Source organism: Paenibacillus sp. KACC 21273 (genome assembly GCF_028736095.1).
Taxonomy (GTDB): domain Bacteria; phylum Bacillota; class Bacilli; order Paenibacillales; family Paenibacillaceae; genus Saccharibacillus; species Saccharibacillus kyungheensis.
The window spans coordinates 2,920,293-2,934,394 of the sequence record NZ_CP117876.1 but is presented as its reverse complement, the minus strand read 5'-3'; the positions used below and the strand labels follow the sequence as shown (position 1 = coordinate 2,934,394).

12 protein-coding genes are annotated in these 14,102 nt (G+C 38.0%); 8 read left to right on the top strand and 4 right to left on the bottom strand.

Going from position 1 to position 14,102, the window contains the following annotated elements; genetic code table 11:
* Window positions 1–7: 7 nt before the first annotated feature.
* From PQ460_RS12935 to PQ460_RS12915, 5 genes are all read left to right on the top strand, one after another.
* Complete coding sequence (locus tag PQ460_RS12935; RefSeq protein ID WP_274170042.1) at window positions 8–817, top strand: ABC transporter ATP-binding protein; 810 nt, start codon at window positions 8–10, stop codon at window positions 815–817.
* Window positions 798–1,613, top strand: a complete 816-nt coding sequence (locus PQ460_RS12930) for an IucA/IucC family C-terminal-domain containing protein (RefSeq protein WP_274170041.1) — start codon at window positions 798–800, stop codon at window positions 1,611–1,613. Before PQ460_RS12935 ends, PQ460_RS12930 begins: the two co-directional genes overlap by 20 nt.
* Window positions 1,614–1,705: 92 nt before the next feature.
* Complete coding sequence (locus tag PQ460_RS12925) at window positions 1,706–2,341, top strand: RraA family protein (RefSeq protein WP_274170040.1); 636 nt, start codon at window positions 1,706–1,708, stop codon at window positions 2,339–2,341.
* 202 nt (window positions 2,342–2,543) lie between these two features.
* Window positions 2,544–3,386, top strand: coding sequence for a rhamnulose-1-phosphate aldolase (gene rhaD, locus PQ460_RS12920; protein ID WP_274170039.1), 843 nt, complete (start codon window positions 2,544–2,546; stop codon window positions 3,384–3,386).
* Window positions 3,387–3,709: 323 nt separating this feature from the next.
* Window positions 3,710–6,112 (top strand): bifunctional diguanylate cyclase/phosphodiesterase, encoded by a 2,403-nt coding sequence (locus PQ460_RS12915; protein WP_274170038.1) that lies wholly within the window; start codon window positions 3,710–3,712, stop codon window positions 6,110–6,112.
* A gap of 100 nt (window positions 6,113–6,212) precedes the next feature.
* Here PQ460_RS12915 and PQ460_RS12910 read toward each other — a convergent pair whose 3' ends face one another.
* From PQ460_RS12910 to PQ460_RS12900, 3 genes are all read right to left on the bottom strand, one after another.
* Window positions 6,213–6,671 carry a DMT family transporter gene (locus PQ460_RS12910; RefSeq protein WP_273616132.1) on the bottom strand — a complete coding sequence of 153 codons (459 nt, stop codon included), beginning with the start codon at window positions 6,669–6,671 and terminating at the stop codon, window positions 6,213–6,215.
* A 12-nt stretch (window positions 6,672–6,683) separates the two neighbouring features.
* The gene (locus PQ460_RS12905; RefSeq protein WP_273616133.1) at window positions 6,684–7,115 is read right to left on the bottom strand and encodes a DMT family transporter; all 432 of its coding nucleotides are present in this window, start codon (window positions 7,113–7,115) and stop codon (window positions 6,684–6,686) included.
* A gap of 69 nt (window positions 7,116–7,184) precedes the next feature.
* Window positions 7,185–7,499 carry an ArsR/SmtB family transcription factor gene (locus PQ460_RS12900; protein ID WP_273616134.1) on the bottom strand — a complete coding sequence of 105 codons (315 nt, stop codon included), beginning with the start codon at window positions 7,497–7,499 and terminating at the stop codon, window positions 7,185–7,187.
* 212 nt (window positions 7,500–7,711) lie between these two features.
* Between PQ460_RS12900 and PQ460_RS12895 the strand changes: the two genes are divergently transcribed.
* On the top strand, window positions 7,712–9,250 hold the full coding sequence (locus PQ460_RS12895; protein WP_274172935.1) for an acetate--CoA ligase: 1,539 nt from the start codon (window positions 7,712–7,714) through the stop codon (window positions 9,248–9,250).
* 322 nt (window positions 9,251–9,572) lie between these two features.
* Here PQ460_RS12895 and PQ460_RS12890 read toward each other — a convergent pair whose 3' ends face one another.
* Window positions 9,573–10,409: a helix-turn-helix transcriptional regulator gene (locus PQ460_RS12890; RefSeq protein ID WP_274170037.1), complete on the bottom strand. Its 837-nt coding sequence runs from the start codon at window positions 10,407–10,409 to the stop codon at window positions 9,573–9,575.
* 136 nt (window positions 10,410–10,545) lie between these two features.
* Here PQ460_RS12890 and PQ460_RS12885 point away from each other — a divergent pair, with 136 nt between their 5' ends.
* Together PQ460_RS12885 and PQ460_RS12880 are read left to right on the top strand one after the other, a co-directional pair.
* Window positions 10,546–11,280 carry an SDR family oxidoreductase gene (locus PQ460_RS12885; protein ID WP_274170036.1) on the top strand — a complete coding sequence of 245 codons (735 nt, stop codon included), beginning with the start codon at window positions 10,546–10,548 and terminating at the stop codon, window positions 11,278–11,280.
* Between the two features lie 260 nt (window positions 11,281–11,540).
* Window positions 11,541–13,946, top strand: coding sequence for a putative bifunctional diguanylate cyclase/phosphodiesterase (locus PQ460_RS12880; protein ID WP_274170035.1), 2,406 nt, complete (start codon window positions 11,541–11,543; stop codon window positions 13,944–13,946).
* Window positions 13,947–14,102: the final 156 nt, after the last annotated feature.

The window sequence follows — 14,102 nt, the reverse complement described above, 5'->3', positions numbered from 1 at the left end:
GAAGATGATGGATCAAATCGAAGCAAAAAATATGACGATCACATATGGAGCAGATCCTATTATCGAAAATCTGAATCTGCATATTCCTAAAGGTGAAATAACGGTTCTGATTGGAAGCAACGGGTGTGGTAAATCGACGATTTTACGTACATTGGCACGCCTACTCAAGCCGAACAATGGATCGATATTGTTAGCAGGAGAAGAAATCGCTCATATTTCCACCAAAGAGATTGCTCGCCGGATGTCTATTTTACCGCAAGGCCCGAATGCTCCTGAAGGATTAACCGTAGAACAATTAGTTAAGCAAGGAAGATATCCGCATCAGAGCTGGCTCAAACAATGGTCTATTCAAGACGAGCAAGCTGTTCAGCGAGCACTGGAATTAACACATATGGTGGAACTAGCTGATCGAGCAGTAGATTCATTATCTGGTGGACAACGTCAACGTGCATGGATAGCGATGACGCTAGCACAAGGAACAGACACTTTATTGTTAGATGAACCGACAACGTATCTTGATATGACGCATCAAGTTGAAATTTTGGATTTGCTATTTGATTTGAATGAACGTGAAGGGCGTACGATTGTTATGGTACTGCATGATCTCAATCTGGCTTGTCGGTATGCTCATCATATGATCGCTGTACACAATCGAGGGATTTACGCTCAAGGAAGACCTGAAGATATCATGACAGTAGAAAATGTACAATCGGTATTTGAAATGCGTTGTCAGATTGCACGCGATCCTTTATTTGGTACACCAATGCTTATACCTTATGGAAAGGGGAGAGTCTTACATGAATCGCTCTCTGTCTAATCTTACATCTTGGGAATCATATGAATGGGAGTATCTGAATCAAGAATTAAGATTAACTGATCAGATTGCAGAAGATGATGAGTATAGTGTCACTTCTTCTGCCTTGTTAGATCCTCAGCAATGTGCAGCCTATTTGGATCGGTTGCAACCATTGTATCGTTCATCTTCACGTGCACTTACAGCTTCGATGTTTTCCAAACGTTACGCTTTTATGATGGTCTGTCCTATATTGTATGCGATGAGTATGTATCGCAAAACATTTTCGCTGAATATTGATAATTGTCAGTTAGAATCAGCGTATTTCCAATTACCGACTCGCAAAACATGGATGCCTAATCTACTGCTGCGTGATCCAAGTGTATATGATCTTCAATCTGCGGATGTAGCCAATAATGAATTATACGCTCAACAGCGGGAAGATATTGTACGGCGTGTATTTGCAGAGCATCTTCAACCTATTTTACAAAATATCTCGGAAGTGTCTTCGATCTCACGAACTATTTTATGGGAAAATATAGCGATCTATGTATATGTACTGTACGAAAATCGGTTATTGAAAGAAGCAAACGAAGAACAACGTCAACGGATACAGCACGATCTGTATTATCTGACTCAAGAAGCGCCGAATGATTGCTTTGGAGAAAAGCGTAATCCGTTGACACAATTTTATACTAAAAAGCGTGTGGTACCTCTTTCAGAACAACCGCAACGTGTACGCAAAACGTGTTGTGCTCATTACGAGTTACCGGCTCCATCGGATTATTGTCCAACCTGCCCTAAAATTTGCAAAAATTAAAGTATCAGTACAGACACGATCTATACAGCAAATTCTATATCAAAATCATGATTGAACTCATTTGTATATTCAATAGAGAAGGAGTACAGCAGATGTTACGTATCGAACCGCGCGTTCAGGGTGTTACAGCAGAATTAATAACATTGTACAGTCAACTTCAGCCTTCTACATTAGGTCATCTGACAGACTTTGGATTTTTACGAGGGATACAGCCTTTGTTTCGTCCGATTCGAATGCTTGGCAATGCGGTGACTGTACGTATTCCTCATCTTGATTCCACAGCGATTCGACATGCGTTACAACAAGTAATGCCTGGCGATGTGATTGTAGTGGATATGTCTGGAGATGATTTTCGAGCATGTTGGGGAGAATTTCGTACATATGTAGCGATGAAAAAAGAAGTAGCAGGTGTAGTGATCTCTGGTTGTGCAACCGATGTGAAAGTGATTCGAGAATTGAATTTCCCGGTATTTGCGACAGGAACCAGTGCATTAACTACTCGAAGCTTAGACATGGAAGGCGAAGTAAATACACCGATTAGTGTATGTGGTGTAACCGTACAGCCAGGAGACTTGATTATTGGCGATGATGATGGCGTATTTGCAGTCCATCCAGATTATGCACAGATGCTAGGCGAGCAAGCTTTAGCCAAACAACAACAAGAAGAACTTAATCGTCAAAAATACGGGTATGATCTTATAAAGCCGTATCCAACACCTAAAATATAATAATGATTTACAAAAAGACATAAACAAACAATAAAAGATAGATTAAATCTTTATTTTGTTTTATTTATGTCTTTTTTTGTTGACTTCATTTTCAATTAGGACTAATATAGCATTATAGATAAAGTAATTATTTTCACAAAGTATAAATGCAAATGATCAATTCTGTATCATCCTAACCCATATTGAATAGGAGAGATGTAACATGAACACCTCAACAGTAGCTCAACCTATCAAAGCAGGAATGCATATTCCTTTTGTACGCGAAATGGCAGAGACGACCTATAATATGTGGAAGTTTGGTTGGGATGAGCGTAATGGTGGAAATGTGAGCTGTATACTTGATGAAGAAGAAGTCTCGCCTTATATTGATATTCAGCAAGTACAATATAATATCCAACCTGCTTTTCCTGTACATGAATTAGCAGGTAAATACTTTATCGTAACAGGATCAGGGAAATATTTTAAAAATGTAATTGATGATCCTGAAGCCAACTTGGGTCTTTTGCGTGTATCTGCAAATGGAGAACAATTGGAAGTATTATGGGGATTCAAAAATGGAGCTGTACCGACAAGTGAATTGCCTTCTCATTTTATGAGTCATATTGAAAGGTTAAAAGTAGATCCTCAGCACCGGGTCGTTATACACAATCACGCAACAAATGTGATCGCGATGAGCTTTATCCATGATCTTAATGAAAATACATTTACCAAAACATTATGGGAAATGTGTACCGAATGTATTGTAGTGTTTCCAGATGGAATTGGCGTTATCCCATGGATGGTGCCAGGGTCTAATGCCATCGGTCAAGCCACTGCGCAGAAGATGAGAGATCATCATGCGGTATTATGGCCACATCATGGTATATTTGGGACAGGGCACTCGATAGATGAAGCTTTTGGACTTATCGAAACGATAGAAAAAGCAGCTCAGATTTATATGCTGACAGCTCATCATTCGGTTCGTCAGAAAATAACCGATCAACAATTAGCTGATCTAGCTACAGCTTTTGGTGTGACTCCACGTGCCGGCATTTTACAAATCTAAACATCATAACCAGTTTACAAATAGCGATTATTACATTTACAAAAGTAGATCATTGAATTAACGATCTACTTTTTTTACGTCTAAAAATAGGTCTTTTGATTTACTTTTTAACTTAAAAATAGAATAAAAGGAAAAAATATTGAATTTTTTTACGAAAATTAGCGAAAAATAAAAAATATTCATACTTTATTAACAATTTTTATGTAAAATGAGTTTAAAGTCTTTACTTTTTGTTTAAATTTATATGATAAAAGACTCATAGTAAGTAGTCTAAAGAACTAATAAGAGGATATATATAGAAACGTAACGAAAGAGGCAGAAAAATGAATACGATTTTGGAAACAACGATACCCGTCCACTGGCTATATGTGTTTATAGCCGCCTTAGCTTCTATGGTAGGTTGTGCTGTCATAGTTATTGGTTCTGCGTGGTCTAACTCTTCGTTGCGTAATCAATATGTGAAAAAAAGACAGCGGATAATAGCTCTCATTGGCGTACTAGCTTTTAGTACTTCTCATATTTTGATCCCCATATCAATGAATGTTCCGATCACAATGAAATATTATGGATTTCATCTTGTTTTTACGATTATTGGTTGTTATGGAGCAGTGTTTGCCGCTTCCCGTTATGCTTTCTCATCATGGCGTGGATCTATGCAATTTTTTGTAACCAGTATGACGGTAGCAGTTACGATTTTAGTGTTTGATTATGCGAATACATTATATTTATTTCGAGGATTTTTGATCTGGCAACCTGAACTGATTTTAATGACGATTCCTATCGCTATTTCTATTTGTTTAGCAGTTATGCGCTTATTTTCACTATCTAGTCGTAATCGGGAACATGGTCTACGTTCGCCTACAATGATTTTTGGTATCATCACTTCAGGAATGGGGCTAGCAGGCATTCCGTTACTTTGTGCATATTCCGTATTACCGTTTGATCAAATGGGATTGACTGAAAAGTCATATCTTGTTCCTTACATTTATATGATTTTTGTTACAGCTAGTCTGTATGCTATTCCGGATAGTTTTATCTTTGTCCGTGAACAAAAAGAAAATCGTGCAATGATTCAGCGAGAACAGTATTACAGTTCTTTGTATGAACAGAATCCTGATAGTGTAATTGAATTTGATATCAATGGTGTTATTACAGGGATTAATCGCCGCGCTCAGAAAATGTCTAGTGAACTGGGCAAAACATTGATTGGAGTACGTGCTACAGACCTGTTAGAAGGCGAACAGAAAATTCTTGCTCAAGATCATTTGAAATTAGTGTTAAGCGGACATTCAAGTACGATTGACCTGGAATTAAAATATCAAAAAGACCGTACGTTATCGATAGCGTTAACGTCTATTCCTATCTTTGTACATGGCAAAATCGAAGGTGCTTATACTATTGTCAAAAATATTACCAAACGTAAACGAGATCAAGAAACGATCCGTCATCTTGCCTATCATGATGAATTGACAGGGTTAGCGAATCGTCGTTCTTTTGAAACTCGCTTATCGATGTATACGATGGTAGATAATCATCATTCACCGTTCACTTTATTTTTTATCGACCTGGATCGATTCAAACGTATTAACGATTTATTCGGTCATGCTTTTGGAGATGCTGTTATTCGTCACTCTGGTCTTGTACTGAAAAGTTGCCTGCCCAAAGACAGCTTTGTTGCTCGAATGGGTGGAGACGAATTTACAGTGATTATCCCGGGCTTATCAGATATCGAAGAAATCAAAAAAATAGCCGGCAAAGTGGTGGAACGATTTGTACAACCGTTTCATATTGAAAAGCATGCGGTAAAATTATCAGCTTCGATTGGGATTGCCCGCTTCCCGGAAGATGGGGCATCCGCAGGTGTACTGACTCAGCGTGCCGATACAGCGATGTATACAGCCAAAGAAAACGGCAGTTCTCAGTATCAGTTCTATGACGCAGTATCTGATCAGAGCAGTCTGGAACAGATTATGCTAGAAAATGATCTGGAACAAGCAATCGATAATAATCAATTAAAATTAGTATATCAACCCAAGTTCGATATTCGTACCGGACTTATTATCGGCTATGAAGCACTTGTTCGCTGGTATCATCCTATTTTGGGTGAAATTCCGCCACTTTCATTTATCCCATTAGCAGAAAAGTCAGGCATGATTATTGCTTTAGAACAATGGGTGTTACGTACGGCGTGTTTACAAAGTAAAAAATGGCAGTGTGAAGGTTATGATGCAGTACCGATTGCTGTCAACGTATCTCCAATTCACTTAATGAAGCCAGACATTTATGAGACTATTATCAAAACGCTACAAGAATTAGATTTCGATCCTACCTTGTTGGAAATTGAGATTACAGAAAGTGCAATGATGCATAATGAAGAGCATGTAATTGACATTTTGAGTAAATTAAAACAATCCGGCATTTCGGTGTCGATGGATGATTTCGGTACAGGTTATAGCTCACTTAGTTATTTGCATAATTTGCCAATCGGTTGTCTCAAAATCGACCGCTCGTTTATCCGCAAAATTACAGTAGATAAAGATAGTCGTGCGATTGCTGAAATGATTATCTCTATGGCGAAGCAATTAGGATTAAAAATTATTGCTGAAGGCGTAGAGACAGAAGAACAAGTAGCGTTACTCAAAGAGTGGAAATGTTATAACGTACAAGGATTCTACTACAGTCGTCCACTTGCCCCAGAAAATGCAATTCATAGTCGTGTATCGTAATGACCGCCGAGTAGTATCAATAAAGACCAAAATAAAGACCCTGAGTACGCTGTATGATCCAGCACTCAGGGTCTTTTATAATAAACAATTACTAATCTTGTTAAGAAGCCGTCTTCGTAACTGTTTTCTCGCGGAATACAAAGAACAAAGCAACAAGCATCAAAATCACTCCAATAAGACGCTTGATTCCAAAATGAATCGTTGCACTTTCAAACCAACCAAAGTGATCGATTGCCATACTGGCTACCAATTGACCGACTATCACAGAGATGACCGCAGCCGTTACACCAATCTTAGGAACAGCTAATACCATTAATGAAAGATAGACGACACCGAAAATAGCACAAAGCAATTGCCATTTAGGAACTTCGTGAATATTCAAAATATTGCCTTGTCCAAAGAAGTTTACAATAATAGTCAAAAAAATAGCACCTGTGAAAAAGGTGAAAAAGGCACTTTCAATCGTTCCAATTTTATTACCAAGTGTACCATTGATTGCGGATTGAATACCTAAGCCGATACCTGCTAGTAAAGGAATAATTAACATAGCTATATTCATAATGTTGACCTCCTACAAGACTAAGAAAAACGACACAGTAAGCAAAACAACAGCTACCAATCGATTGACATTAAATTTGATTTTGGGTGAACCGAGAAGTCCAAAGTGTTCAATAATAATACTAATCACAATTTGCCCGATAATAACGGCTGTGATCGATATACCTACACCGATTAACGTTACACTGATTACGAGTAGAGCAAGGTAGACAACACCGAGCAGACCGCCAAGAAGATTCCATTTGGGAACTGTAAATATGGCGCCCAAGTTTCCTTTACCGAAAAACAACGTGACCAAAAAGGTCGCCATAGCTCCGATAATAAAAATGTAATACGTACTTTCTAATTCTCCTACATGTTCACCTAGCGCACCGCCGATAGCAGCTTCGATACTTAGAGACATACCTGCGATAATAGCCGCTAGATAAATCAGTATTTTACTCACATTATTCACTCCTTTTATATAAATATCTCGAATAATCGATATATCTTCAAAAAAAGAAACTAGCTTTGTTCAAATTTCTTCATCTAAGAACTTAGCTATTTTCTTAATTGTATCTTCATTACGACGATAATACGTCCATTGTCCATAACGTACCGCTTCAAGAAGACCCGCTTTTTGCATAATAGATAAATAATGTGAAACTGTTGACTGAGATAAATTCACCTTATCGTGGATATCGCCTACGCATACGCCACCTTTGATACTTACCTCCTTAGGCAAATGCGCTTGTTGCTGGGGAAAGTTTTTCTCAGGTTCTCTCAACCATTTCAAAATATTTAAACGCGTCTCATTTGAAAGAGCTTTAAAAATATCGATTTCTGTCATACAGGCTATTATATCGAATAATAGCGATATGTCAAATTAGATCTTTTCTGTTAGTATAGATAGAATTATGACTTTTGATATTAGAACCTGGTCTTAAGACGTGCTATACTATGCAGAAGTGATAACACTTATATTATGGTTGAATAAAGGAGATTACTCATTTGGATTATCAAAAATGGATTGCACCCGAACAATATAATCTGACGTCAGAGATGGAACGTCATGATGCTGATAAGATTGCTTTAAAATGGCTAAGCGAGCATGACGATTATGCTGAGATCACTTATGGTGATTTATTGAAAAAGGCTAATCGTCTAGCAAATGGATTGGTGAAGTTAGGACTTCAAAAAGGAGATCGGGTATTGGTCATGGTACCAAGACAGATTATTGCTTATGTTATTTATCTGGCTTGTCTGAAAAGTGGACTGGTTATTATCCCTTCTTCTGAAATGTTGCGTGCGAAAGACTTAGCATATCGTCTAGATCATTCTCAAGCCAAAGCTGTTATTGCCTGGTCTGATGTAATGGGCGAAGTGGATAAAATTCAAGATGAATTGCCATCATGGGAACATCGGATCGCTGTTTCTAATGAAGCAGTTACTTTATCAGAGAACTGGGTTGGGTTAGACTCATTGCTAGATGCACAGTCTGAAGAATTCACAGCAGTAGATACGAAGCGAGATGATACAGCGATTCTCGCCTATACATCAGGAACAACCGGCAATCCAAAAGGTGTTGTCCATACTCATGGTTGGGCATATGCTCACCTTCGTATTACCTCACCATGGCTTGATATCCGTGAGAGTGATACAGTGTGGGCAACTGCGGCACCTGGCTGGCAGAAATGGATCTGGAGCCCATTCTTATCGGTTCTAGGAAATGGTGCAACTGGATTCGTATATAATGGATCATTCCATCCCAAACGGTATTTGCATTTGCTTGATGATTACAATATTCAAGTGCTGTGTTGTACACCGACAGAATACCGGATTATGGCCAAAATCGAAGGGTTAGATGAATATCAATTGCCTAACTTACGCAGTGCTGTGTCTGCCGGCGAGCCACTAAATCAAGAAGTAATTCATACGTTCAAACGTCACTTCGATATTACGATTCGTGATGGGTATGGACAGACAGAGAGTACACTATTGATCGGTAATTTGATTGATACTGAAATTCGCTTGGGCTCTATGGGGAAATCGATGTCTCCTGGATTGGTAGAAGTGGTAGACGAAGAAGGTGTTCCTGTACCGGCTGGTCAGGTAGGAGATATCGCTGTTCGTATTGATATGCCTGCGTTATTCCAGACGTATTATCTGAATCCAGAACGCAAGCAGGTTAATGTACATGGTGATTACTTTGTGACTGGAGATCGCGCTTGGAAAGATGAAGATGGTTATTTCTGGTTTGAAGGACGGGGCGACGATATTATTATCAGCTCTGGTTATACAATCGGACCTTTTGAAGTAGAAGAAGCATTAATGAAGCATCAAGCTGTCAAAGAATGTGCAGCTGTAGCGAGTCCTGATGAAGTTCGTGGACATGTGGTTAAAGCATTTATCGTGTTGCAAGATGGAGTAGAAGGTACACCTGAATTAATAAAAGAATTACAAACTCATGTTAAAGAGTGGACAGCACCATACAAATATCCACGCAAAATCGAGTTTGTGACGGATCTCCCGAAAACCAACTCTGGCAAAATCCGCAGAATAGAATTGAGAGAACAAGAGAAAAAGAACAATAGTCTTTAAAAATTAAAGGAAAATGAATATTATTGCTCAAAAAGCAACGAAAATGGCTGAATATAAGCTATTTTCGTTGCTTTTTCTTTTTTCTACAATGAAGGAACGATTGGCAAAGTTCAAAACTTTTTGGACAATAATAACTTTATAAAACTACTTAAATAAATATTTCAACATATGAAAAATTCACAATAGAAAACCAAAAATGTTATCGCATCATACTCAAAAAACCATACTTTCGACGCTCAATCGGAAAAAAGAAAAACACATCCTCTACAATTATACAACAACAAAATAACCGACTATACCATAGATCAGAAGCAGTTTGATACTACTTCTGATCTATAAGTATTGCCAGTTTACGAGCGGTATCAAATTCAGGTAAAGCTATATTAACAAGAATTTGTATATCAGGAGAATCTAAAGATTGAAAAGAAATATGTTCAAATGCAAGTTCTTTGACAATAGGATGAAGGATAATTTTACGACCTTCTGGTGCATCTAATACTTCATGCAATTCCCATAATTCGCGAAAAGGTTCACTTACTTTTTGCAAATTTATCACAAAGTCGGTATACCAAGGATCTTCGATAAAACGAGCATATCTGGCACGAAATTGAGCGACAAGGCGAAGGGCGTGTTCTTTCCACTGTGATCCTTTGAGAGCAATAAATTCAGTAGAAGTAAAGGTTCGCCATAGTAGATTCCGATCCTGTTCGTTCAAATAGCTATAGTCTCCATACACGACTGAAAAAGCTTTATTCCACGATAGGACATTTAACTTTGGATCAATAGCACAAGCAGGTGCATGACCTAATTGATCTAAAAAACGTTGCACTGTATCGCTAACTTGCAATTGAGGTGGATGTATATAAGGTGGTAATTGGCAATGGGCTAATACAAAAAGATGTTTACGTTCAAATTCGTCTAGTTGTAAGACGCGGGCTATACTTTCTAGCACTTGAATAGAGACTTGTATATCGCGTCCCTGTTCCAGATACGTATACCAATCTACACTTACTCCAGCAAGCATAGCCACTTCCGCACGACGCAACCCTGGAGTCCGTCTACGTCCATGTTCCGGTAGTCCAACATGTGCAGGTAATATTCGAGCACGGCGATTTTTTAGAAAATCTCCTAATTCTGATTGACGATCCACTTCTAACATAGCGACCTCCTACCAATCTTATTTATAAATATCTGTCCAGATGAGACAGGGACAATGAATCCTAGGATAAACGCCCATCTATGTCATAGAATTCTTTCATTATACACTAGGATCAAGCAAAGGAGAGGATCACAAAATGGATACAATCTTGAATAAAGTAGTATTGATTACGGGAGCAAGTAGTGGAATAGGAGAAGCGACAGCACGTGTATTATGTAGAGCAGGAGCGTCGGTAGTCCTCGGAGCAAGACGAACAGAACGTTTACAAAAGGTAGTCCAAGAATTAAAGGAAGAAGGCGGACAAGCAGAATATTGTACGTTGGATGTTACCAACCTTGAACAGATGCACGAGTTTGTAGCTTTTGCCCAGCAAAAATTCGGACGAGTAGATGTGTTTATCAATAATGCTGGAGTTATGCCATTATCTCCACTTCATAGTTATAAAGTGGAAGAATGGAATCAAATGATTGATGTGAATATTCGCGGTGTTTTACATGGTATTGCTTCAGGATTACCTGTTATGGAGAAGCAACAGACAGGGCATTTTATTAATATCGCTTCTGTAGGAGCTTATCAAGTAAGTCCAACAGCAGCAGTCTATTGCGCTACCAAATTTGCAGTACGAGCCATCACAGAAGGATTGCGTCAAGAATCAGGTGGACATATTCAAGTCACTCTTGTATCTCCAGGTGTCACTGAATCTGAATTAGCTGATCATATATCGGATGAGCAAGCTCGTGCTGAAATGAAAGAATATCGTCGTATTTCGATCCCGGCTAGCGCTATTGCTAATGCTATCTTGTATGCGATCGAGCAACCTCAAGAAGTGGATATCAATGAAATCATTATAAGACCAACCGCTACTTCATAAACTAAAGTACACTCATGCACTATTTTAAATTCATGATCTAAAAAGTTGCCTCTATATAAGGAGGTAGCTTTTTTTAGATTGATCATACAAATCACAAAAATATTATACATAAATTTACTTATTTAGAAAATAAGGATATGAATCATTAAGAATAATCTAAAAGTTATTCGAAGATCACTTTTAACGCTAATCTTTTTGTCTAAATTGTTCGATATTTAAGATATAACGTTATAAGTGACGTTAGGTTGGAGGATACGATTATGTTTATTTTTGTGATTAGTGTAATCAGTTTGTTTGTACCCTTTTTATTTCTTACTACTTTAGCGATCAATGTTATTTTGAGAAATCCCAAACATTCTTTGCATCGATTAACGATGATGGTTATGTTTACATTAGGTTTAATATTTTTAAGCGATTTTCTTATGCATACCTTAGAATTTCAATACGGGCAACTCACCTTTACTTTTCTAGGATATAATCTTTCTTTTTTAGCGATGACATTGCTGATTTATTTTTTTGCTAATTTGAGTCACTTGCGTATTCCTAGATATATGGTTCATCTTATGGCTTGTATTCCGTTAATAGGTATTCCTTTACTTAATGTGTATCCGTACCTTTTTAATATTACGATTACTCAAAGTAAATACTGGCGAGTGGAAGATCGTTCACTCTCGTTTGATTTGATGTTTATTGTTATTGCTCTTTATAGTCTAACTACCCTTATTACATTTGTCGCACTTACTTATCGCAAAATGAATGGCTCTTTAATGTATCAGCGTGAGAAGCGCATGATGCGTACTATTATGCGAGGAAGTATTCTAGCCGCATTATGGTTAGTGATCACTTTCGTAATTACTTCGATTTATAAAGAAACCCCCTATTTTCCGATTGCAAGTCTACCGGCTTATTCAGGTGTGATCTTAGCTGTAACATTGCATATTGCCATGCATAAATATAACTTTTTGGCAGCAGCAGAACGCCGTTATAAGCTTCTATTTACATTATCAAGTAGCGGGATTGCGCTGATGAATCGAAATGGAATTGCAGTGGAAGCTAATCCTGCTTTTCGCTTACTGGCGGCTGTCGATGAATCGGAAGGCGAGATTGATATTTTTGCTATGCTTCAGCATGAAGATAAACATAATTACCGGGAACGGTTAAAAAAAGCATTTGAGAATCGTACGATATTGCAGAACTCTCAAGTACAAATACGTAATTTAACAGGGATGACCTATATTGTTGAAGTGAATAATGATTTTTTGGAGATTGATGGGGAACTGTATTGTTATCTACTAGTGCGTGATATTACAGCGCAACAATTGAATGAAGCCCAGTTGATCGAATTAGCTTACAATGATCCACTAACAGGACTGTCTAATCGCTTTCAATTTAATCGCAAATTATGGATGGCTGTCGATAAAGCAAATGAAGATGGCACTAAAGTGGTTGTGATGCAGATTGATCTGGATCATTTCAAATGGATTAACGATACGATGGGTCATTCTGCTGGAGATATTTTGTTACGACACGTCGCTCAGCTTTTACAAGACTATGTACCTCCTCATGCGGTTGTAGCTCGTATGGGTGGGGATGAGTTCTCTATTATGATTGAACTCGCTCCAGGAGAAGGTGAGCAGTTGGCGATCGATATTGCGAATCAGATTATACATGCTTTTGAACAACAGGTCGTTATCGTAGGCAAATATTATAGAGTTTCTTGTAGTATCGGTATTAGTATTTCTCCTGATGATGGGGAAGATTCGGAAACGTTACTACGTCATGCAGATACAGCGATGTATGTAGCCAAACGTTCCGGTCGCAACCAATATCATATATTTACCAAACAACTCAAAAGATTAGCTGAAAAGCACCTATTATTACAACAAGGATTAGAAAATGCACTAAGTCTTGGAGAGTTCTCTCTTGTATATCAACCTCAAGTCGATAGTCGTACTCAACAAGTATTTGGAGTAGAAGCGTTGTTACGATGGAGTTCACCTGATCTAGGGATTGTCTCACCTGTCGATTTTATTCCGATTGCAGAACAAAATGGAACGATTCGTCAAATTGGAGAATGGGTGATGAGAGAAGCTGCTTATCAAGCCGCCGCATGGATTCAAGCAGGGCATACAGATTTACAAATATCTGTTAATGTCTCCGCTAGTCAATTAAGCGATCCTAACTTTGCTAACAAAGTAGAAGCTATTCTTAAAGAAACCGGATTACCAGCTCATCTGTTATGTCTGGAGTTTACAGAAAGCGAAGCGATTCGAGAAGAAGAACAAATCTTGAAAGTGTGCAAATCGATTGTAGATATGGGCGTTGTGTTGGCTGTCGATGATTTTGGTACAGGATATTCATCGTTACGAACAATCACCCGTTTTCCGTTCCAATTTATAAAAATCGATCGTTCATTGATCTATGATATCGGAACCAATCCACGAAATGTAGCAGTAGTTCGTTCAGTTATCGAATTAGCTCAACAATTGAATATGAACGTGATTGCCGAAGGTGCAGAGATGGCAGAGCAAGTAGAAATGTTATCTCAACTAGGCTGTTTTCAAATTCAAGGATACTATTATGGCAAACCAATGAGAGCCAAAGATATCGAACGAAAGTTATATCGTGATTTGGAAGAAAATACACGTATTGATCAAGCTTTATAACGATAGAAAAGCAGTTCGCCTGTCATGAGGAAGAACTGCTTTTTGTTATATTCTGAAATACATAGATTATCGGATAACCAAAAATTTTGATTTTTTGGAGTTGAACATATATGCTACGATTAGATTGAAATATAACATCTGAATCAAAGTATCGTA

Bases quoted from the DNA above. Each gene is read 5' to 3' on its own strand.
- PQ460_RS12895 (WP_274172935.1), top strand. From the start codon at position 7,712: ATGGAACGTCATGATGCTGATAAGATTGCTTTAAAATGGCTAAGCGAG.
- PQ460_RS12925 (WP_274170040.1), top strand. From the start codon at position 1,706: ATGTTACGTATCGAACCGCGCGTTCAGGGTGTTACAGCAGAATTAATA.
- rhaD (WP_274170039.1), top strand. From the start codon at position 2,544: ATGAACACCTCAACAGTAGCTCAACCTATCAAAGCAGGAATGCATATT.
- PQ460_RS12935 (WP_274170042.1), top strand. From the start codon at position 8: ATGGATCAAATCGAAGCAAAAAATATGACGATCACATATGGAGCAGAT.
- PQ460_RS12890 (WP_274170037.1), bottom strand. From the start codon at position 10,409: ATGTTAGAAGTGGATCGTCAATCAGAATTAGGAGATTTTCTAAAAAAT.
- PQ460_RS12880 (WP_274170035.1), top strand. From the start codon at position 11,541: ATGTTTATTTTTGTGATTAGTGTAATCAGTTTGTTTGTACCCTTTTTA.
- PQ460_RS12885 (WP_274170036.1), top strand. From the start codon at position 10,546: ATGGATACAATCTTGAATAAAGTAGTATTGATTACGGGAGCAAGTAGT.
- PQ460_RS12930 (WP_274170041.1), top strand. From the start codon at position 798: ATGAATCGCTCTCTGTCTAATCTTACATCTTGGGAATCATATGAATGG.
- PQ460_RS12900 (WP_273616134.1), bottom strand. From the start codon at position 7,499: ATGACAGAAATCGATATTTTTAAAGCTCTTTCAAATGAGACGCGTTTA.
- PQ460_RS12915 (WP_274170038.1), top strand. From the start codon at position 3,710: ATGAATACGATTTTGGAAACAACGATACCCGTCCACTGGCTATATGTG.
- PQ460_RS12910 (WP_273616132.1), bottom strand. From the start codon at position 6,671: ATGAATATAGCTATGTTAATTATTCCTTTACTAGCAGGTATCGGCTTA.